At 37.8% G+C, this 22,278-nt stretch carries 14 protein-coding genes; 13 read left to right on the top strand and 1 reads right to left on the bottom strand.

What is annotated here, in order from left to right; all coding sequences use genetic code 11:
* Window positions 1-233: 233 nt before the first annotated feature.
* The 9 genes from NQ185_RS00290 (at window position 234) to opp4C (ending at window position 11,272) form a co-directional block, all read left to right on the top strand.
* On the top strand, window positions 234-1,202 hold the full coding sequence (locus NQ185_RS00290; protein ID WP_257579522.1) for an ornithine cyclodeaminase family protein: 969 nt from the start codon (window positions 234-236) through the stop codon (window positions 1,200-1,202).
* 12 nt (window positions 1,203-1,214) lie between these two features.
* Entirely contained in the window at window positions 1,215-2,372 is a 1,158-nt protein-coding gene (locus tag NQ185_RS00285; protein WP_257579521.1) for a dipeptidase, read from the top strand.
* A gap of 215 nt (window positions 2,373-2,587) precedes the next feature.
* The gene (locus NQ185_RS00280) at window positions 2,588-4,717 is read left to right on the top strand and encodes a CocE/NonD family hydrolase (protein WP_257579520.1); all 2,130 of its coding nucleotides are present in this window, start codon (window positions 2,588-2,590) and stop codon (window positions 4,715-4,717) included.
* Between the two features lie 63 nt (window positions 4,718-4,780).
* Window positions 4,781-5,416, top strand: coding sequence for a helix-turn-helix transcriptional regulator (locus tag NQ185_RS00275; RefSeq protein WP_257579519.1), 636 nt, complete (start codon window positions 4,781-4,783; stop codon window positions 5,414-5,416).
* 21 nt (window positions 5,417-5,437) lie between these two features.
* Window positions 5,438-7,201, top strand: coding sequence for an ABC transporter substrate-binding protein (locus NQ185_RS00270; RefSeq protein ID WP_257579518.1), 1,764 nt, complete (start codon window positions 5,438-5,440; stop codon window positions 7,199-7,201).
* Between the two features lie 207 nt (window positions 7,202-7,408).
* The gene (locus tag NQ185_RS00265; protein WP_257579517.1) at window positions 7,409-8,407 is read left to right on the top strand and encodes an ABC transporter ATP-binding protein; all 999 of its coding nucleotides are present in this window, start codon (window positions 7,409-7,411) and stop codon (window positions 8,405-8,407) included.
* A complete protein-coding gene (locus NQ185_RS00260; protein ID WP_257579516.1) occupies window positions 8,385-9,377 on the top strand; it encodes an ABC transporter ATP-binding protein in 993 nt (330 codons plus the stop codon). The genes NQ185_RS00265 and NQ185_RS00260 overlap by 23 nt, the downstream gene beginning before the upstream one ends.
* 14 nt (window positions 9,378-9,391) lie before the next feature.
* Window positions 9,392-10,354 (top strand): ABC transporter permease, encoded by a 963-nt coding sequence (locus tag NQ185_RS00255; protein WP_257579515.1) that lies wholly within the window; start codon window positions 9,392-9,394, stop codon window positions 10,352-10,354.
* Window positions 10,355-10,363: 9 nt separating this feature from the next.
* Window positions 10,364-11,272, top strand: coding sequence for an oligopeptide ABC transporter permease (opp4C, locus tag NQ185_RS00250; RefSeq protein WP_257579514.1), 909 nt, complete (start codon window positions 10,364-10,366; stop codon window positions 11,270-11,272).
* Between the two features lie 247 nt (window positions 11,273-11,519).
* On the opposite strand, the gene NQ185_RS00245 is transcribed toward opp4C, so the two are convergent.
* Complete coding sequence (locus tag NQ185_RS00245) at window positions 11,520-13,769, bottom strand: helix-turn-helix domain-containing protein (RefSeq protein WP_257579513.1); 2,250 nt, start codon at window positions 13,767-13,769, stop codon at window positions 11,520-11,522.
* Between the two features lie 448 nt (window positions 13,770-14,217).
* Between NQ185_RS00245 and NQ185_RS00240 the strand changes: the two genes are divergently transcribed.
* The 4 genes from NQ185_RS00240 to NQ185_RS00225 all read left to right on the top strand — a co-directional run bounded on the left by NQ185_RS00240 (window position 14,218) and on the right by NQ185_RS00225 (window position 22,274).
* Window positions 14,218-15,603 (top strand): alpha-L-fucosidase, encoded by a 1,386-nt coding sequence (locus NQ185_RS00240; RefSeq protein ID WP_257579512.1) that lies wholly within the window; start codon window positions 14,218-14,220, stop codon window positions 15,601-15,603.
* A 32-nt stretch (window positions 15,604-15,635) separates the two neighbouring features.
* Window positions 15,636-18,758 carry an alpha-mannosidase gene (locus tag NQ185_RS00235; protein WP_257579511.1) on the top strand — a complete coding sequence of 1,041 codons (3,123 nt, stop codon included), beginning with the start codon at window positions 15,636-15,638 and terminating at the stop codon, window positions 18,756-18,758.
* A 72-nt stretch (window positions 18,759-18,830) separates the two neighbouring features.
* Window positions 18,831-21,122, top strand: coding sequence for a glycoside hydrolase family 3 N-terminal domain-containing protein (locus tag NQ185_RS00230; RefSeq protein WP_257579510.1), 2,292 nt, complete (start codon window positions 18,831-18,833; stop codon window positions 21,120-21,122).
* Between the two features lie 504 nt (window positions 21,123-21,626).
* Window positions 21,627-22,274, top strand: coding sequence for a YesL family protein (locus tag NQ185_RS00225; RefSeq protein WP_257579509.1), 648 nt, complete (start codon window positions 21,627-21,629; stop codon window positions 22,272-22,274).
* Window positions 22,275-22,278: the final 4 nt, after the last annotated feature.

Below are 22,278 nucleotides of genomic sequence, written 5' to 3'. Positions count from 1 at the left end.
ATGAGGCATGAAAGTAATCCCTATACTAGCATCGAATTTCACATGAACAGAGGAAGATGCACTAATCTGTAGGCGAATAAATAATAAGAGTTATTAACTGTTATTTTTAAAAATACAAATTTTATTTATGTATTGACTATTTTGACAACTTTGGGTAACATAATGTGAACAAAAAGCAAAAAAAAAATTAGAACAAAAAAACAAATTTTTGCTTTGATTTGGGAGTGACTGCAATGTTGGTGATTACAGCTGATGTGGTAAGAGATATACTTTCCGTTAAATCGTGCATGAATGTAATGGAAAGAGCCCTAACAGATTTGGCAAATGGACAGGCGCTTCAAGTACTCCGAACTGTTCTCCCTTTGGAAGGAGAGAATGTATTGGGCCAAATGCCATCTTATCTGAAAAATGATGGAGTGATTGGTACAAAGGTCATAACCGTATATCCAGATAATAACCAAATTGGTTTTCCCTCACACCAGGGTGTTGTATTACTATTTAACGCGATAAATGGCAAGTTGCAAGCAATAGTGGATGGCAATGAAATAACGGCTATCAGAACTGCAGCAGTAAGTTCGATTGCTACAGATCTATTAGCTAATAAAAATTCACATACATTATCCATTTTGGGTACAGGCGAACAAGCTAGAAGCCATCTAGAAGCAATGCTGTTAGTTCGGCCGATAAAATATGTAAGAGTTTGGAGCAGGCATAGGAAAAACGGTCTAGCTTTTAAGGAGGAAATGGAGGCTAAACTCAATATTTCTGTCGATGTTTCTGACTCAGCCGAGGAGGCAGTTCATCAAGCAGACATTATCTGTACCGTAACGGCTGCAAGAGAACCTATTTTAAAAGGTGAATGGGTGAAAGAAGGCGCACATATTAATGCAGTTGGCGCATGCAAGGCAAATGATCGAGAGCTTGCTACTGATTTAGTAAAGAAGTCAGAATTTTATGTAGATAGGGTTGAATCTGCTACAAAAGAATCGGGTGACTTCCTTATCCCGCTTCAGGAAGGGGTGATCAATGAGAGCCATATCAAGGGGGAGATTGGCGAGTTATTAATTGGAAAGATCCCTGGAAGAAAGTCCGAAAAAAGCATTACCATTTTTAACTCATTAGGCTTGGCAATTGAAGACATTGCTGCTGCAAATTTTATCTATAAAGAAATGAGCAAAAAAAATGAGGTATCTAACTACTAAGGCGGGATTAGTATGACCAATAAAGAAGGATTATTTGATTTTCAATTAAGTGTTGAAGAAGAAGAGAGAGGAAAAAGATTACACGAAGAAAGCATCATTATAGATCTGTTATTTCAGGGACCTTTATCCCCTCGGGCAATATCTGAGGAAATTTCCGAGAAATTAAAACAAGAATGTGAGCCGTATCGTCATGATCCTTTTGTATATAGCGGAATGCCAAGGAAAATAATTTCCAGAATGTCCGTTAGCGGGGAGATTCCTGAATTCAAGGAAGAATGGTATCAATCAGGCATTACTGCCGCAAATAGGCAATTAAGTTTAACCAATCCAGAAAATATCATTATGAGCATGGCTGAAGTACAACAACAATTTGACGCATTTGATTGGTTAATCAAAGCTGTTTCCGCGGAAGACATTAGAAATGCAAAAAGCAATGACCTTAAGGCGGGAATTGTTACATCCCAGGAAACAAAAGGCCTTGGGACAAATTTGGAATTGCTTGATTCCCTTTATGACTTTGGACTCAGGGTTCAGCAATTAACATACAATACACAAAATTATATCGGTGCAGGTTGTGCAGAGAAGTCAAATGCTGGCTTAACCAATTTTGGTATAAAATTCGTTGAACGACTTAATGATCTTGGAATCGTTGTAGATACAGGCCATTGCGGAAAACAAACAACACTTGATGCTTGTAAATATTCTAAGCAGCCTGTAATTGCCTCACATACAGGGGTTGAGAATATTTTCAACCATATGCGCTGCAAGAGCGATGACGAAATCAAAGCAATTGCCAATACAGGCGGGGTCATTGGTGTGTTCGCGATGCCTTGGTTCATCCATGATGATCCCAATCATACGACAATCAACCATGTGCTCGATCATATTGATTATGTTGTTGATTTAGTTGGCATTGATCACGTCGGAATTGGAACGGATTGGCCGATGAGCGATGTGACCTGGTCGCTTGTTTATTTTAAAGAACATATCGCACCCACTCTAGGTTTTGCCAAAGGGAATGGTCCATCAACGGAAACCATCATCGGTTTGGAGAAATACAGCTATTTTATCAATGTGACCCGTGGACTGATCAAAAGAGGATATTCGGATGAAGAAGTTAAGAAAATCATTGGTGAGAACTGGTTAAGGGTATTTGAACAAGTGTGGTGAGAAAAGCAGAAGCGCCTTGCTCATCGACGTATAAACTTCAGGGTCTTCGACTGAGATAAAGGAAACACGGCGAGGGACGAGCAAGTGAAATTGGCATTTCAAATTTCACCTGATGTTGACTTACGCAAAAGAGAAGGACTGGAAGTTTGCAAGTCGATAAGCGCTGGAGCTAGACAGCGAAAAGCCACGACATAATAGTAAGGAGGGACTTTTCAATGAATACGTATTTAAACAATACTATTTTTAATTATTATTGTGCTGGGATTTACGAAGGGAAAATACGCTTTGATCCGAAAAATATCATGCATGCTAAGGTGGATCAGCGGCAGCGAACACAAATGAACGAAAATGTGATTGCGGAAAATTTAAATGCAAATCTCCCTTTTTCATACATACATGAAAATATTGAATGCTATGCAAAGGCAGAATGGGACACTGAGGAAGTAGTTTTAGAGAATGATAGTCTTTACAAAAAACATATAAACTATCAAGCCGACATTGACGGAAAGGAACTAACTTCCCAGGTTTGGGCACGAAGAAATGATACAGCTATCGATGTAGTAACACTGGACGAGAAAATCATCGCATTTGTTTGTCCAAATCGGTATGGAATGGAAGTGATTGTTAAATCAGGATTTGAACAATTGACACCGCTAGTTGTTTATAATGATTCAAATCTTTCAAAGCCTGAATACGGCATCAATGACCTTGGTACCTTTATGATCCCGATGAGAGATGGAGTAAAATTGGCAACCGATGTCTATTTGCCGGAGGGAATTGAAAAAGGAGCAAAATTGCCTACCATTCTAATTCGGACCTGTTATGACCGGCATGCTAAAAAAGACGCTTTAATCCGCTGGGCCAATAAAGGCTATGCCGTTGTCAATCAGGATGTACGGGGGCGGGCTGATTCAGAAGGGGATTTGGTACCTTTTTATTATGAAAGAGATGACGGCAGCGACACGATTGATTGGATCATTAATCAGAAATGGTCCGATGGCAATGTCGGGATGTGGGGTGCATCCTATTTAGGATATGTTGTCGTATCCGCTGCAACAAGCGGTCACCCAAATCTTAAAGCCGTTGTTAATGAAGTAAATGTCGGTTCCCCATTTGTTGACACCGTAAGAAGAGGCGGTTCATTGTGCTCCTGGCCCCTCTTAAGCTGGACATTGGCCCAGTCGGTTGGGACAAGAACAGATTTCAACATCTTTAAAGGAGATGCAATAAATGTCGAGAATGCGGTAGATGCAAGGCCAATTAAAGAAATCCCTCAGCAAATGATTGGGAAAAATTCAGGTCCTTGGGATATTTGGAGCGAGCATCCGGAGTATGATGATTTCTGGGATAACTGTAATTTTTCCAAACGCGGTGACCAGGTAAAAGTTCCGATGTTTGTTATTTCCGGTTGGTATGATGGGGATGGTCCGGGTGTATCTGAAACATGGCGGATGTTAACGAAACATGATGTACCGAATCGTAAAATATGGCTAGGTCCGTGGGAACATAACCCAAATCGGGCACGGGATTTGATGGGTGTTAATTTCAGCAATGATGCGGTTGTATACCATTATGATGTTGATGTCCTTAGGTGGTTTGACCGATATTTGAAAGGAATAGCCAATGGCATTGATGAGGAACCGAGGGCTACCTACTATGTTGTTGGAGATAATGAGTGGAAAACATCCGCCGATTGGACTCCGGAAGAAGCGACGATTACAAAATTCCATTTAAATAGCAATGGTTCGGCCAACTCGAGTAATGGTAATGGTTTGTTGCAACTGACACCGCCTGACAAGAACCAAGCGGATACATTTATTTACAATCCAAATGAACCGTTTGATTTTAGCGGATTAAGAGAACCGGAGATTCTTAATAAGTATGAAATCAGAAATGATATCCTTGTGTACACATCACCCGCCCTCGAAGAAGATTTGGCGATCGCTGGAGAGCTGTCAGCGGAAATTTATGCAGCCAGTTCAGCGGTAGATACGGATTGGGTTGTTACGTTAAGCGATGTAAATCAAGATGGAAAATCCGTATTTCTTTCCAACTATATCATCCGGGCCAAATATAGGAACGGTTCCGCTGCACCTGAATTGTTGACGCCAGATGCGATTGAAAAATATGATATTTACTTGCAAAACATTGGTCATACATTCAAAAAGGGACATAAAATTAGATTTTCAATTACGTCTTCCAGCAAATTCGTAGCATTTCCTAATCCGAATACCGGTGCAGGCCCTTACGAGGAATCAGAAGCAATTATTGCAAAACAGCAAATTTTCCATAGCGCTGACTATCCAAGCCATGTAAAATTGCCTGTTCTATACGGCAGTATCTAATTTAGCATTTTTGTGAAACCTTAAAAGAGTATTGCTATTAGGCGGAAGGTTGAGAAGGCAGAAATGAAAAACATAAATGATGAAAAGTATAATTTAATGTCAATTATGAAAAGTATTTCAAAACAGTTTGGGGATAAGTGCGAAGTTGTTTTACATGATTTTTCACAAGGTTTCGAGAAAAGTGTCATTGCCATTGAGAATGGTCACGTAACCAATCGAAATATTGGTTCCAGCATTACGAATCTTGGATTGGAGTACGCGACAGACGATGGTAATGATATGGGGATTTACAATTACACATCGCACACAAAAGATGGAAAAATATTGCGCTCTTCTACAGCGATCCTTCGCGATGAAGAAGGGAAAATAATTGGCTCTTTATGTATTAACTTTGATATCTCTGACTTTTTATTCATTGAAAATACTATTAGAGATTTAACGATGAGCAATGAAAAATTGCCGATGGATGAAATGTTTGTTCAAGATGTAAATGAATTATTCGAATATTACATTGAAATGTGCATTAAGATTATTGGTAAACCCATTTCTATCATGACAAAAGAAGATAAAATCAAGGCGATTGAATATTTGGACTCGAAAGGTGTTTTTTCAATTACTAAATCAGGTGACAGGGTATGTGAATTATTCAATATTTCCAAATTTACATTGTACAAGTATCTTGATGAAATTAGAAAATGATTAATAAGGGAGTAGGGAAAAATGGTTAAAAAACGATTTTTGATGATCATAGCAATGGTATTTGTTATGGGGCTTGCACTTATTGGCTGCAGTAATTCAGATGATGCAAATACGGGAACCAATAAACCGAAGACTGGAAACAATTCTGGACCAAACGAAGAAGGAGGAGAGGGAGTAGAGGGAGGCAAGGTAACATTTGCTTTTTATGCAGCCCCGGGAGGTGTTTTCAACCCGTTGCTCCTTTCAGAAACAAACGAACAATATATCGTAGAATTTGTTTATGAGAGTTTAATAGAGCTAGATGAGGAGCTTGCTTGGAAACCGCTCTTGGCGAAGAGTTGGGAGTTTGAAGATGATAATAAAACACTAGTTTTTACTCTTAATGAAAATGTGAAATGGCATGATGGTGAACCGTTTACAGCAAATGACGTTAAATATACGTATGAGGTTGTTGCCCATCCCGAATATACAGGCGTAAGGCAGGATTATGCTGGGGATCTAGTAGGATTTGAAGAGTTTAATAGCGGCAAGGCAGATGAGTTATCTGGGGTTGAAGTTGTCAATGATTACACGGTAAAACTACATTTCAAAGAACAGAATGCATTGGCGTTATTCCGTGGTTCCATCGATATTATACCGGAACACGTATTTTCAAAATACGATGTTAAGGATTTAAAGACTGCACCTGAAGTTATTAATTTTAACGATATTATTGGGACAGGCCCTTTTAAAGCTTCTGAATCCGTTACAAATGAGTCTTATTCGTTAGTTCGAAATGATGATTATTTTAAAGGAAGTCCTAAATTAGATGGAGTTGTCTGGAAAGTAGTCAATGAGGATTTAGCCTCAGGTTTATTGGAAAATGGAGAGGTGGATGTTCTCTTGTCCGTTGCTCCGCAAGATTATGAGCTTGTTGAATCTATTCCCGGAATAAAAATGCATGAAGCTCCAGCCTTATCTTATAACTGGCTAGGCTTTAAACTGAATCAACGTCCAAAAGAGGATGTCGAAAAGGGTGTAATTGATCCGGAGCATTTTATTCCTAACAAGAAAGTTCAGGATAAAAAATTGCGCCAGGCCATCGCCTATGCAATTAATCGCGAGGGGATTGTGAACGGTTTGCTTGGTGGTCATGGTACTGTCATAAATGGTCATATGGCTCCATCTTCTTGGGCATATAACGAAGAAGGGGTTAATACGTATCCATTTGATCCTGAAAAAGCAAAATCGATTTTGGATGAAGCTGGCTACAAAGATGCAAATAATGATGGGTTCAGAGAGGATCCGGATGGCAAAGAATTAGTTTTGAAATTAGATTATACAACAGGAGCTAGAGAAAAAGCTGTACCGATTATTGTCCAGCAATTGGAAGAGATCGGCTTGAAAATTGATTTGCAAATGCCAATGGATTTAGGTTCATTGATTTCCATGCTTGAAAAAGACGAAGATACCGATATTTTTGTTGCTGGATGGGAGCCAAATACTGAGGACCCAGACCCTAAATCAACCTATTGGGATACGAAGTCAATCTGGAATATAACGAGATGGAACGATAAACATCAGCAGGAGTTATTAGATAAAGGGGTCAAAACGCCTGAAGCATTCGATCAGGAATACCGTGTAGGAATCTATAATGAGTGGAATGCCTATGTAATGGAAGAACTGCCAATGCTGTCACTTTATGCAAATAACAGCATTCGGGCATGGAATGACAAAATTCAAAACGTTAAGCCCGAACAGCTTAAAATATTCAGAGATATTCATGAATGGTATATTCAAAACTAAATACATTTCAGAGCGGGATAATCTATTATTATCCCGCTTAGGATTTTTAATAGTTAAGAAGATAAAATTCAAATTTGGCATTGTCTAGCTCCAGCGCATATCGACTAGTAAATTTTCTTGCCCTTCTCTTTTGTGTAAGTAAGAGGACCTGAGATTTGTACGTCAATCGGCAAGGCGCTTGCGCATTTCTTAGAAGTAGGTGATCCTATGAGGGAAACGTTACTTGAAGTAAAAAATTTAAAAACTTATTTTAATACAAATAGAGGTCTTTTTAAGGCAGTAGACGGTGTTAATTTAACGATTAACCGCGGTGAAACTGTTGCACTTGTTGGTGAATCGGGCAGCGGCAAAAGTATGACATCTATGTCGATCATGAAGTTAATAGAGTCTCCCGGAGAAATTGTCGATGGGGAAATTATATTTGAAGGACAAGATTTAGTTAAACTAACCAATAAAGAAATGAATCAAATTCGGGGCAATCAAATGGCTATGATCTTTCAGGAGCCTATGACCTCGCTTAACCCTGTATACACGATTGGCAATCAAATTATGGAGCCGCTTCGACAACATCAAAAAATGAGTAAAAATGAAGCGTTGAAGAGAACCGTTGAATTGCTGGAATTGGTTGGTTTTGCCAATGCGAATAGGATGATTAACCAATATCCTCACCAATTATCAGGTGGAATGAGACAAAGAGTGATGATTGCGATGGCAATGTCTAACAATCCTTCTTTATTAATTGCGGATGAACCAACAACAGCACTTGATGTCACAATCCAGGCACAAATATTGGATTTAATGATCGATTTAAAAAAACAGACAGATACATCCATGTTGTTGATTACCCATGATTTAGGCGTTGTCGCTGAAATGGCCGACCGAGTAATGGTTATGTATGCCGGTCAAATTGTAGAAGATACCGATGTGTTGACATTGTTTAAAAATCCGCAGCATCCGTATACAAAAGGATTAATCGCCTCTATGCCAAATATAGATAGTGAAGAAAAAAGGTTGAAGACAATAAAAGGAATGGTTCCTAGCGCCAATGAATATCCAAGCGGTTGTCGTTTTGCTTCCCGTTGCCCTTATCGACAAAAGGAATGCGACCAAGTTCAAGTATTAACTTCGATTACAGAGGGGCATAAAGTCCGCTGTGTTCTAGCAACAAAGGAGGTAAAAGACATTGCAGCCACTTCTGGAGGTTAAAGATTTAAAAAAATATTTTCCAATAACAAAAGGACTGTTGGGCAGGGCAACGGGCTATGTAAAGGCCGTTGAGAGTATCAATTTTACCCTTTTGGAAGGGGAGACATTGGGAATAGTCGGCGAATCCGGTTCGGGTAAGTCGACATTGGGACGTACGATCATGCGACTATTGGACCCCACGGAAGGCAGCATTATATTTCAAGGTCAGGATATTAGCCATTTAAGCAGACAGAAATTGCGTTCATCTAGAAAAAATATGCAAATGGTTTTCCAAGATCCGTATTCTTCGCTTAATCAAAGAATGACAATTGGACAGTTGCTCGATGAACCTTTGTCTATTCATACGAATGAATCACGAAAAAACCGCATGGAAAAAGTAGCAGAGCTTTTAGAAATTGTAGGTTTAAATCCGGAAGTCATTCATCGCTATCCACATGAATTTTCAGGCGGACAGCGGCAACGAATCGGAATTGCCCGAGCCCTTGCAATCAATCCAAAATTGATTATCGCCGATGAACCGGTTTCAGCGCTTGATGTATCGATTCAATCGCAAATTATCAATCTATTAATGGATTTACAGGAGAAATTTCAACTTTCCTATTTATTTATTGCCCATGATCTAAGTGTTGTTAAACATATAAGTGATCGAATCGGAGTCATGTATATGGGGCAAATGATGGAACTGGCTCCGAAAAATGAGCTGTTTCATGAGCCATTGCATCCGTATACACAGTCGTTATTAAGTGCGATTCCGAAAATGGATCCCGAGGCAAAAAGGGAAAGAATTCTTTTAAAAGGCGATCTTCCGGATGCGGCAAATCTTCCTAATGGTTGTCCATTTCATACTCGTTGTCCAATGGCTACTAGTATTTGCAAGGAAATTAAACCTGCATATCAAGAATTGAAGGCTGGTCACTATGTTGCTTGCCATTTATATGATGCAAAATACAAAGAGCAATTTGCTGAATAAAGGGGGGTTATTCATTGTATAAGTATATATTTGGCAGAATCCTCGGGATGATTCCCAACTTGTTTATCATAACCATCCTTATTTTTTCCCTTGCAAAACTAGCTCCTGGAGATCCGTTTGCCATGCAGATGGACCCGGGCATATCGAAAGAAGATATTGAGAGGCAACGGGCTATGTATGGGATTGACGATCCGATTCCAAAACAGTATTTCGTATGGTTGACGAACGTCGTCCAAGGTGATTTTGGCAATAGTTTAAAAACGAAACGACCTGTTAATGATCTGATCAATGAACGGATTTGGAACACCGTGCTGCTTGCCGCGCTTTCCTTATTTATTACAATAAGCATTGCCATTCCGCTTGGCATTCTCTCGGCAAGGCGGCCATATTCCTTGGTCGATTATATGGGGACAACCTTTAGCTTTACCGGTCTTTCTATACCGAATTTTTACTTAGGTTTATTATTAATCTTTGTTTTTGCTTTGCATTTCGGCTGGTTTCCGTCCCAAGGTACTGTGACCACATCCGCGAATTATACCGGATTTCGACTATTTATGGATAAACTGCATCATGCTTTACTTCCCGCTATTGCAATCGGCACCAGCGCCACTGCAATCTATTTCAGATATATGCGGTCGGAAATGTTGGAGGTCATTCAAAAGGATTTTATCCGGACGGCAAAATCAAAAGGTGTTCCAGAGCGGAAACTTTTATTTAAGCATACGTTAAGAAACGCCATGATCCCGATTATTACGCTTATGGGCTTTGAATTTGGGGCTTTAGTAAGCGGTGCGATTATTACCGAAAAAGTTTTTTCCTGGCCCGGTATAGGTACATTGTTTTTGGATTCCATTCTCACTAGGGACTATCCGACGATTATGGCAATAAGTTTAATTGTTGCCATCGCCATACTGATTGGGAATCTGATTGCGGATATTTTATATTCTGCTGTTGATCCGCGAATACGATATAACTAGGAGGCAGATATGAATACAATTGTGAATAAATCAGAAGGGCCATTCGCTATCAAAAACAAAAAAGGAATGGGGCCATGGCAAATTGCGATTCGAAAATTTGCCCGTAACAAAACAGCGATGTTTGGATTATGCGTCCTTATCCTTATTACACTAGTAGCCATTTTTGCGCCTTACATAGCTACAGCCGATCCCGAGAAGGCTGATTTGATGATCACAAATCAAAAACCGAGCCATGAACATATTTTGGGGACAGACAGTTCCGGAAGGGATGTGTTTTCAAGATTGGTTTATGGTTCAAGGGTTTCATTGATCATTGGGTTTAGTGCCATGGTTTTTACCGTCATGATCGGGGTTATACTTGGTTCACTAGCTGGCTATTTTGGAGGTATTATTGATTCATTGATTATGAGATTTTGCGATATTATGTTAAATTTTCCATTTATCCTTTTTGTGCTCGTAGTCATTTCGATACTGAGGTCAGTAAATATATTTATTTTTGTGGTGGTCATCGCATTGACATCCTGGCCACAGATTACGAGGATTATTAGAGCAACTTTTTTATCATTAAGGGAGCAGGAATTTATTTTAAATGCGCAATCTGTCGGGGCTTCCGATGCTAGAGTTATTTTCAGGCATTTGCTGCCTAATGCGATGGCTCCTATCATTGTAAATGCTTCGGTATTTATGGCATACATGATCATTGCAGAATCTTCTCTAAGTTTTATTGGATTCGGCATCCCACAACCTACTCCTACTTGGGGAAACATGATGTCTGATGCTTTATCTTTGCGAGTACTTAAATTCGAATACTGGCTATGGATCCCGCCCGGGCTGGCTATATTTTTAACTGTATTATCCATTAATTTTATTGGTGATGGACTACGGGATGCTTTGGATCCTCGCTTTAAGAATGATTAATTTTAAAAAATCCTGTAGATGGGAGGAAGTTTCCTAAGTATATTTGTTGTATGACGGAAACTAATCCTTCGTGAACATCGGATTTAATAAGCTTAGGGAAGATCATTAGTCTAATTCCTCACCAAAAATATGGAGGGATTAGGCTTTTTTTTCTTTCAAATTCTCAAATATGAAAGAATCTCCCTTTTTGATATCAAAGGGAGATTTAGAGAAATGCTACGTATTCGATAAGTTAAATTAGTTATTTTTAAAATGACTTTTCCGGATCTTTTACCCAATTTTTAGCATGTACATTCCTGTACTCGCTTGGAGTTAGTCCTAACGTTTTTTTGAATTTTCTTGTGAAATTTGGTGCGTCAATATAACCGACGCTAGAAATAATGTTCTTGATTGGCAAGTCTGTTTCAATTAATTGTCTTTTGACTTCTCCTAATCGTAGTTCCCATACATATTGAGAGAATGTTTTTGTTGTTTCTTCTTTAATGAATCGACTTAAGTAGGAGGCCGATAAATTAAAATCTTTAGCAATGTTTTCTAGACTGAGATTATAGTCTTGAAAATGGGTGTTAATATATTCTAAAATATCAAGCTGTAACTGATTTTTTTGGGATTCTTTCTTTTCTGCGATTTTATTGCAAATTTCTTTTGTTAAGTCAGATAAGATTTTCTGGAATTGCTGTAAGTTTGTATCATCGTACTGGTAATAAATAGCACTTGGGTTCAAAGAAATTCCTGTTTCACTTGCAATCTTGATTAACGTATTCACTAGATCATACTTCAGGTGTTTAAGTAAATGGTTTGGCCCCACATGATTTTGCAGCCAAATGATAAGAGAATCGACTGCTTCGTCTGCTATTTCTATATTTCCTTGTTTGCAGCTCTGAGTTAATTTAAGTAAATGAGATTTAGGAAGCCAGATTGTATCAGTTTCTTGATGTTCCTTTATTTCATCAAAGTGAACAATATTACTAATTTGGTTCGTCTTACCGTATTCAAAAGCCGCAGAAGCTTCTATGAAAGATCGGTTAATAAAATTTTTGCCTGTATATGTTTTTCCTACGCCGATAAACATTGATGAATCATTTGTAAGTAACTGTTTAAATTGAGTTAAAAACATATTTTTTTCTGATTTAGAATTGAATTTACCATTAATGATATAAGCGATTATTTTATCATTGATTAATTCAACACCGTATATTTTTGCAGATTTCAATAATTGCCCCGCAGCTTCCTCCAGTTTTTCCATGTCAAGCCTGCTTAGCTGATTTTTTGTTAGCGCTGTTACCATTACGAAGGAATGAGATCCGTCTAAATTTAATTGAATAGAATCGAATAATTCGTTAGACTTGTTGATCGTTTTCATTTGACCTTTGAGAAGAGTAGTTAAATATTGGTCGCGTATTAATGGTTTCTGCCTAATATACTTATTATTCAAATCATCGTGTTTTATATATAAATTCTCGAGCAACACACTTAAATTTTCTAGATCGTTTTTACTATTAAATTCGATGGAAGTTTCTTTGCGTTTTACAATATCAACCATCTTTTGAATAGGATGAAAATTTTTCAGTGCAATATAGATGGTTATAGCAGAAGTGACGATGGCAATAAACAAAAATACTAACAACATAAAAGTTTTAAATTTAGAAACTTTGCTAAAAAATTGATTAGTAGGTAAAGCCATCATGTATGACCAATCGCTAACTTCTGATTTGACTTTAACAATCGAATAATTAATATTTTCAATTTTCATCTCTTGAATTCTGGAATCATTACCCAAGATTTTATCTATAACAGATGGATTAAATATAGTACTGTCATTTGAAAAAGTAGAAACGGGCTGGTCATTATGATCGTAAATAAATACATTTCCTTCGTATCCACCCAAGATGTTATTTATCATATTTTCAAAAAAAGTATTTTCTAATTTCATAAAGATGACGCCGTAAGTACCAACGGATCCTGGCGGAAGCGGGTAGACGAAAGTTGGATTTGAACCAAATGGTTTAATATCAGTAGATATGCCAGGATAATCAATGTTCTTAAGATTACTTACAAATAATTCAGTAGTGGTATTTTCTAGATTCGTTCTGAATTTCAAAAATGCATCCATTGACATTTGACCATTTCCGGAATAAATATTGTTTTGGATAAAATAATAAAGATATAAATCGTCAATAATTGAACTGTTTTGCTTGTATTTTTCAAGCTCGGTTGTTGCGTCTGGACGGAATTCATTTCTGCTGACTCGATAAGGAGTTAATTTCCAGTCGATCGAAATAAGAGCGCCGATATCATTTAATTCTTTCATTCGGCCGTCAATCATGTTTTTTATATTGTTGAGATTATTAATATTTGACAACTCTGTTTCTTCTCGCAAACTCTTCACAGAGTTATAGTAAAAGATCATGGAGATAATTGAAAAAGGAACTATGAAAATCAATAAGTATGAAAGAATGTAAGATAATAGTAATCTGTAGTTTGAATTTTTTTTCATAGCATATTACCCCTTCATACATTTTTCAATTCTATTTTTCACTAAATAAAATAGAAAAAACCGCTTACTATAGCGGCATGATTTAAAATATTCTAAGTATATTAAATACTTAAAGTAAATCATGAAATATCAATATCCACATTGATATTTAGCAATAATTGTCTCGTAAGCCCTTTAAAACTTATTCTCTTAGATGTTATTAATATTGTGTAATTTAATAGTAAAAAAGAATATATAGATTGTCAAGTTAACCATTCTTCTAGATGATTGCGCTTTATATTAAGCGTTTTAATATGTGTATTATATTCAATAGCTGTGTTTTATTTGTTCATTGAAATCACACATAAAAAAGTCTGACATAACTAGTTGATATTCTACACATATACAAATATAAAGACTAAATCGTAAGATGAATTTATAGAAGTCTGGACAAAATGGGGGAAAGGGTATGTCTGCACACGATACAGAACAAATTGAAAATAATGAAGTTGAGAATGGCGTCCATCATTTTAGTAATGATAAAAAATGGGTAAAGCCAGAAGACCCGATTCTATTAGAGCAATTAGAATGGTTTAAAGATCAAAAATTAGGATTTATGATGCATTGGGGGCCCTATTCTCAATTAGGGATAGTAGAATCATGGGCTTTAAGTGATGAAGATGCCGATTGGTCCAGGGAAGATATCGATTGGGAACTAGACCCTGAAACATTTAAAAAACAGTATTTTGATTTAAATAAAAGCTTTAATCCTGTTCGATTTCAACCAGATGAATGGGCGGAGCTCGCTTACGAGGGCGGGTTTAAATATTTTTTATTTACGACTAAACATCACGATGGTTTTTGTATGTGGGATACGAAAACGACGAATTATAAAATAACGGATCCTAGCAGTCCATTCCACACCCATAAATACGCCGATATTGTCAAACATGCTTTTGATGCATTCCGTGCGAAAGGGTTGCCGATTGCGGCTTATTTCTCAAAGGCGGATTGGCATACTCCGACATATTGGGCGGAGGGAATGGAACGTGGAAAGAATATGTGGAGAGGCCCATCGTATGATACGGAAAAACATCCGGAATTATGGGAAAGGTTTGTTCAATTTACGCATGAACAGATGATGGAGCTATTAACCGATTACGGGAGAATTGAGGTGCTTTGGCTTGATGCCGGGTGGGTGTCGGCAAGAAATAAGCAGGATATTCGACTGGGGGAGCTAGTAAATAAGGCACGCGAAAACCAACCGTGGCTTCTATCCGCTGATCGGCTTATTGGAGGCCCTTTTGAGAATATTATTACTCCAGAACAAGCAGTTCCTGAAAAACCAATGGATGTTCCATGGGAAAGCTGTATTACAATGGGAACCGCTTTCTCATTCCGATACGAAGATGATTACAAATCAACGAGGGAACTTATTCATTTATTAATTGAAGTTATTTCAAAAGGTGGAAACCTAGCTTTAAATGTAGCTGCACAACCGGATGGAAGACTTCCACGAACAGCTATTAAAAGAATGAAAGAAATGGGCAGTTGGTTGAAAATATACGGTGAAGCAGTTTATGGTACGAGAATGTGCGCACCATATTATACAGAAAATATTGGATTTACAAAGAAAGATGATACAGTATTTTGTTTCTTTATGTACGAAGATGAAAATAGCAAAGTACAAGACGAAATCATCATTCCATATACGGAAAAGGTAAATCGCATTGATCTTGTTGGCGGCCGAGAAGGAATTTCGTTTACACAAACAGACGAAGGAATCAAGATTAGATTGCCTGAGTCAAAAAAACAGGAAACAGCCCCTATTGCACATGTATTTCGATTTAATTAAGTTATCCAATTGGACAAAAGGAGTTATTCATTTTGAACAGAATTCATCGCTTTATTAATTTTTTAAGCGGACACCAAGTATTGGAATCCATCAAACTTGAAAACTGGCATGCTACACGAGCCATATACACAGAACCGGTAAAATATGAATATAAAAGCCAAGAGATAGAAACGATCAATGTTGGGGATCACTTGATTGTTTCTGGGGAAACGATGTTCTTGGAAAAGACGATTACAATACCGACTGAATGGAATGAAAGTGCAGTCGGTGTAGTCTTTCATGTAGGACAGCCCGAAATTAAAACAAACCATGAGGCTTTATTAACGCTGGACGGGGTGCCATATCATGGAATTGATAGAAACCGCAGTTTAGTTCCACTTCCGGATGATCATGGGAAGAAATCTAGTTATGATATTAAAATTGAATTATATAATCCAATAGCGCAAGTAGTGGATGGGTTAAACTTCCAAAATGAACCCGCAGAACACAGTCCGGCGCCACTTTCACTGCTGCAAAGTAATTTGGTCCGAATGAATAGGGCTGTAGAGGATTTGCTGTTTACAGTGAAAGTATATTTTGAAACAGCAATACTGCTCTCTGAAGGAGATTTAAAGAAAGATCAAATTATTAAAGCCTTAACCGAGCTTAGTAATAGATTTCTCAATGAAGATCCTAGTAAGTTAAAAGATCAGAAATGGGTTTCATTAATCGAATCGAATCTACTACATTCACTAAAAGATCTAGAAAATCATTCACAAGGAAAAATTCATATGGTTGGCCAATCACATATAGATTTAGCTTGGCTATGGCCTGCGAAGGAAGCGGTTCGGAAAACGAGTCGTACATTTTCAACGATGAGTACGTTGTTGGATCAATTTCCTAATTTTAAATATGCGCAAAGTCAGCCGCAGGCCTTTGATTTTGTTAAAACACATTATCCGGATCTATATGAAAGAATCAAAAAACATATCGTTTCAGGTAAATGGGAAATAGTTGGCGGCATGTGGGTAGAGCCAGATTTAAATATTCCATCTGGTGAATCACTTGTAAGACAACTTGTATACGGGATGAAATTTTATGAGGAAGAATTCGGTGTGAAACCTCGTATCGAATGGCTCCCCGATACATTTGGCTACTGTGCATCGTTGCCTCAGCTTCTTCAAAAAGCTGGTCTAGAATATTTCATGACGACAAAAATGAATTGGAATGATACGAACAAATTTCCTTATGATCTATTTAATTGGGTGGGGATTGATGGCACAACGATTCTTGCTTACTTAAATCATGGAGTGAACGAGTATACACACCCGAAAGAAATTAAAGACCATTGGGACAGCTATAAACAAAAGACAGTGCATCCTGAACAGATGCTCCTGTATGGACATGGCGATGGCGGCGGCGGTGTTACTAGAGAAATGGTTAAATACGTAGAACGTTCCGAAAGTTTACCGGGATTACCAAAAACAGAATTTAGTACAGCGCATGAATTCTTTGATGGGATTAAAAAGTCTAATGTTGAACATTTACCTTCTTGGCATGGTGATATGTATCTTGAGCTCCATCGTGGTACGTATACTACACATGCAAAAAATAAACGTTGGAACCGTAAAGCCGAAATCCTATATCGTGATGCTGAAATATGGAGAAGCTTTGCATCATGGGTGAACGAGCAACATCAATTTGATTCTTTGGAGACTGGTTGGAAATTACTGTTATTCAATCAGTTTCACGACATAATCCCTGGGACATCTATCCCGGAAGTGTATGTAAAATCAGAATCTGATTACAATGAAATCTTTAAGATCGGACATTCTGCCAAAAATCAGGCACTGGAATTATTAGAAAAACAAATTGATACAACCGGGGATGGGACGCCTATCGTAATCCTTAACAGTCTGTCATGGACAAGATCAGAAATTGTTACAATTAAGGGTGGTACGGATCTTGTTGATATGGGTGCTTTTGATGAGAACGGAAACCAGCTTAAGAGTGATGTGAAAATAAGCGATCAACAAGTAGAAATGTCTGTGTTTGTTCCAAACATTCCGGAAATGGGTTATTGCACAATTTGGTTAAGAAACAACCAACAAGCAAGTTCGCCAAAAGTAAATGATTTTAATGGTAACTGGGAGACAGAATATTACAAAGTAGAATGGAATGAAAATGGAGAAATCGTACGCTTATTTGATAAGAAAGCGAAACGAGAAGTAATCAAATCTGGTGAAGCCGGGAATCAACTCCAATTTTATCATGACCGTCCAACGTATTGGGATGCTTGGGATATCGATCCAAGATTTGAAGCCCAACCGGCTGAACAAGTGAAATTACAATCAGTTGAAGTCGTTCAAAAAGGGAAAACGAAAGATGTGCTTCGCTTTAAACGGTCTGTTTCACATTCCTTGATCGAGCAAGATGTCGTTTTCTATCATCATTCCCCTAGAATTGATTTTGTAACAAATGTCGATTGGAAAGAGGAACATAAGCTTTTGAAGGTGGCCTTCCCAGTTGATATTGTAACTGATAAAGCAACGTTTGAAATCCCATTTGGCACCGTCGACCGAGCAACGCACAATAATACAAGCTGGGAAACAGCGCAGTTTGAAGTATGCGGCCACCGCTTTGCTGATCTATCCGAAAGCAACTATGGTGTAAGTTTACTTAACGATAGCAAATACGGTTATGATGTGAAAGGCAATGTCCTAAGATTATCGTTATTACGTGCTCCTAAGTGGCCAGACCCGACCGCCGACATCGGTACACATCAATTTACGTATTCTTTATATCCACACCTCGGTAACTCACAGGCGGCGAACGTAACTAGAGAGGGATATGAACTTAACCATGAAGTAAGTGTCCTCAAGACCCGTGCACATAAAGGCACTTTGCCGAATCATCATAGTTTTATTAAAACAGATGCACAAGCAGTTGTAATCGATACGGTAAAACATGCCGAGGATCAATCAGGATTCATTTTTAGGTTATATGAATCTTCTGGAGGAAGAGAGCAAGTGAATCTTCAATTAGAGGAATCTATCGGAACAGTGGAAGAAACGAACCTATTAGAAGAATCCATCGCTAATATGAAGGTGGAAAATAATCAAATTAGTATTGATTGTAAACCATTTGAAGTAAAAACAGTTCGTGTAACCCTGTAATATATAACGATATACCAATTCAACTACTTGGTTGGATTGGTATTTTACCATCATGAAATGGATGTGTGATAAATGAAATATAAAGATAGTTCCTTGACCATTGAGGAGCGGGTAGAAGATCTATTGTCAAGAATGACACTAAAAGAAAAAGTTGGACAACTGAATCAAAAAATGTACGGATGGGATGCCTATAAAAAAACGGATAATGGCATTGAATTTACTGAAGCTTTTAAAGCCCAGGTTGCTTTTGGAGGCGGAATGGGTGCATTATATGGCCTATTTCGTTCAGACCCTTGGTCCGCTGTTACATATGAAAATGGTATTCCTACTCATGAAAACGCGCAAATTGCCAATAAGATTCAACGCTATATTATAGAAAATACGAGACTAGGTATTCCGGTATTATTATCGGAAGAATGTCCACATGGCCACCAGGCACTAGACGGTACGCTTATTCCTACAAATATAGGAGCAGGCAGTACTTGGAACCCAGAGTTGCTTGAAGAAGCATATTCTCATGTGGCAAAAGAAGTGCGATCAAGAGGTGCTCACTTAGGGTTAATCTCTACACTAGATATTTTACGTGATCCAAGATGGGGGAGATCTGAAGAATGTTACAGCGAAGATCCCTTCTTAGCAGCTAGAATGACAGAATCAGCAGTAAAAGGACTGCAAGGTGACGGGACGGAGCTAGATAAACAAAATAAAATTATTGCCGTACTTAAACATTTTGCAGCACAAGGGGATGGCGAAGGTGGACATAATGCCGGTCCCGCCAATATCGGGGAAAGGGAATTGCGTGAAATCCATCTGCCAGCTATGAAAGCGGGAGTTGAAGCAGGGGCTTTAGGATGTATGGCTGCTTATAATGAAATTGATGGAATTCCTTGTCATGCAAATTCTGAACTTTTAACGGACATACTCCGCGAAGAATGGGGATACGAAGGCATCGTTATGGCTGACGGTGTAGCGATTGATCGATTAAGAATGCTTGCCGGTGATTATGAAAGTGCTGCAGCGATGGCGCTTGAGGCTGGAGTTGATTTGAGTCTTTGGGATACGGCTTTTACAACTTTAGAAACAGCAGTTCAACAAGGGAAAACATCAGAGGCACTGATTGACCGTGCTGTTCGAAGAGTACTAAGACTGAAATTTACATTAGGCTTATTTGATCAACCATATACAGATGAAACACTTTCACTTCAAACAGTGGGAAATGCATCATTTCGTAACGTGAATTTACAAGTTGCTAGAGAATCAGCAGTATTGTTGAAAAATGCAGGGCATCTACTCCCGTTAAATAAGAAAACAAACATCGCGGTTATTGGCCCGAATGCAGATCAAATTTATAATCAATTAGGGGATTATACCGCAATACAAAGAGAGGGCAAAGGGGTTACCGTTCTTGAAGGCATTAAGCAAATCTCGGAAGGTGAAATCCTTTATGCAAAAGGTTGTTCAGTAAGAGGAGAATCAAAAGATGGTTTTGCTGAAGCGTTAGCCGCTGCCAAAGAAGCTGATGTAGTTGTAATGGTCCTCGGAGGAAGCAGTATGCGTAATTTCGATATCCAATTTGATTCCAATGGAGCTGCCATTATTTCAGGAAATCCAACAGACATGGACTGTGGGGAAGGTGTCGATTTAGCTGATTTACGACTAGGCGGCATGCAAGAAGAACTAGTAAAAACAATTGCTGCGACTGGAAAGCCAATCATTACTATTTTAATTCAAGGTCGTCAGCACGCTATTACTAATATTGTTGATGATTGTGATGCGATTATATGTGGATGGTATCCTGGTCAAGAAGGTGGACAAGCATTGGGGGAAATGATTTTTGGAGATGTCAACCCAAGTGGGAAGCTATCAGTTTCATTACCACGATCTTCCGCCCAACTTCCAGTCTATTACAATCAAAAAGATCAAGGCAGACAACTAGACTATATTGATGAAACGGCATCACCCTTATACCCATTCGGTTATGGACTTAGTTATACTGATTTCAAATACAGTAATTTGCGTTTGGAAAAAACTGAAATGGCTCTAGAGGAGATTAATAACGGGCAAGCTGTTGAAGTATCAGTTATAGTCAAAAACATTGGGTCACAAGCTGGTGCAGAAGTTGTCCAGTTATATATAAAGGATTTAGAAGCTAGTGTGACAAGAAGGGTTAAAGAATTAAAGGGATTTATAAAGATTTGGCTCGAGCCAGGTGAAGAAAAAAAGGTAAACTTTCACTTAAGTAAAGAAGAACTGGCTATTTGGAATAATAAAATGGACTTTATTGTTGAACCGGGGCAAATTAGGATAATGGCAGGGGGCAATTCCGTCGACACACTTGAAACAGTGTTGACTGTAAGTCAGTAAGATTAAAAAACTGAAATTCTCCATTTGATCGTGTTATATTTCAAATGGAGAATTTTTAATAGAAAGACTCTGTTATAACTGAAAGTCGATTTCACTATTTAGAAAAATAAACGGATAAATTCCGTTTAAATTGAGAAATACCCATATTTCATTAAAAATAAAGGAAGTTTTTCCGTTTATATCATCCAAATCTTTGAATTTTGTCTATTTTTGAGCAGTTAATCGGAATAACTCCGCTTATATCTGCTTCTTATGCTTCCTCTATTACATTAGCAGGAAAATCTCCGCCTATAAATTCTCACGCCCAACACGAGATTCAACAATTAATAAAAACAGTGTTAATAGTAAAAGAACTATTCAGCTAGTTTGAATAAATAACATTAATGCATTTTAAGGTGTATATAACTTGTTTGACAAACAAATAGTGTATTTTTATGATTAGTATAAAGAATTTGTAGTATTATATTCTTTCAATACTTAATGCACCAGAGAGGAAAAAACATAATGCATCATATTCACGGTATTTTTAGATGGTTATACGAGATAGGAAATGGACTGGCAAAAGCCATGTACCTACATTTATTATGGATTCTGTTTACTCTGCTGGGACTTGGGGTTTTAGGTTTGATTCCGGCAACGACTGCACTTTTTTCAATCGCGCATCAAACAATGGATAAAAAAAGGGAAGCCCCAATCTTCCAATCTTTTTTTAATATGTATAAGAAATCATTTATTAAATCCAATGTATTGGGATTGCTCCTTGTTGCAATTGGCGCGTTTTTAAGGTTTGATTTAACCATTTCTAAAGATATAATTCAATTTTACCCACTACACCTTTTTCTATTAATTATTATATTTTTGTATGGGCTTATTGCTTTATACTTTTTCCCTGTTTTTGTTCGTTATGAATTAAAAGGGTGGCAATATTTTAAGCAAGCATTCCTAATTTCGCTAGCCAGGCCATTCGAAACGCTCGCTCTTCTGATTTGTTTATTTCTTCTGTATATATTGTTAAGTTACCTCCCCGTTCTTTTCTTTTATTGTGGATCTTCTTTAATTGTCTTTCCAATTATGTGGTTCGCTTATCGAGCATTTCTTGCTGTGGAAGAAAGTAAGCAAATAAAATTGAAAACTAACCAGGAACATAGTTAAATAT

This window comes from Lederbergia panacisoli (genome assembly GCF_024626525.1).
Lineage (GTDB): Bacteria > Bacillota > Bacilli > Bacillales > Bacillaceae_C > Lederbergia > Lederbergia panacisoli.
Note: the sequence above shows the minus strand (reverse complement) of the source record. Positions and strands in the feature narration are given on the sequence as shown.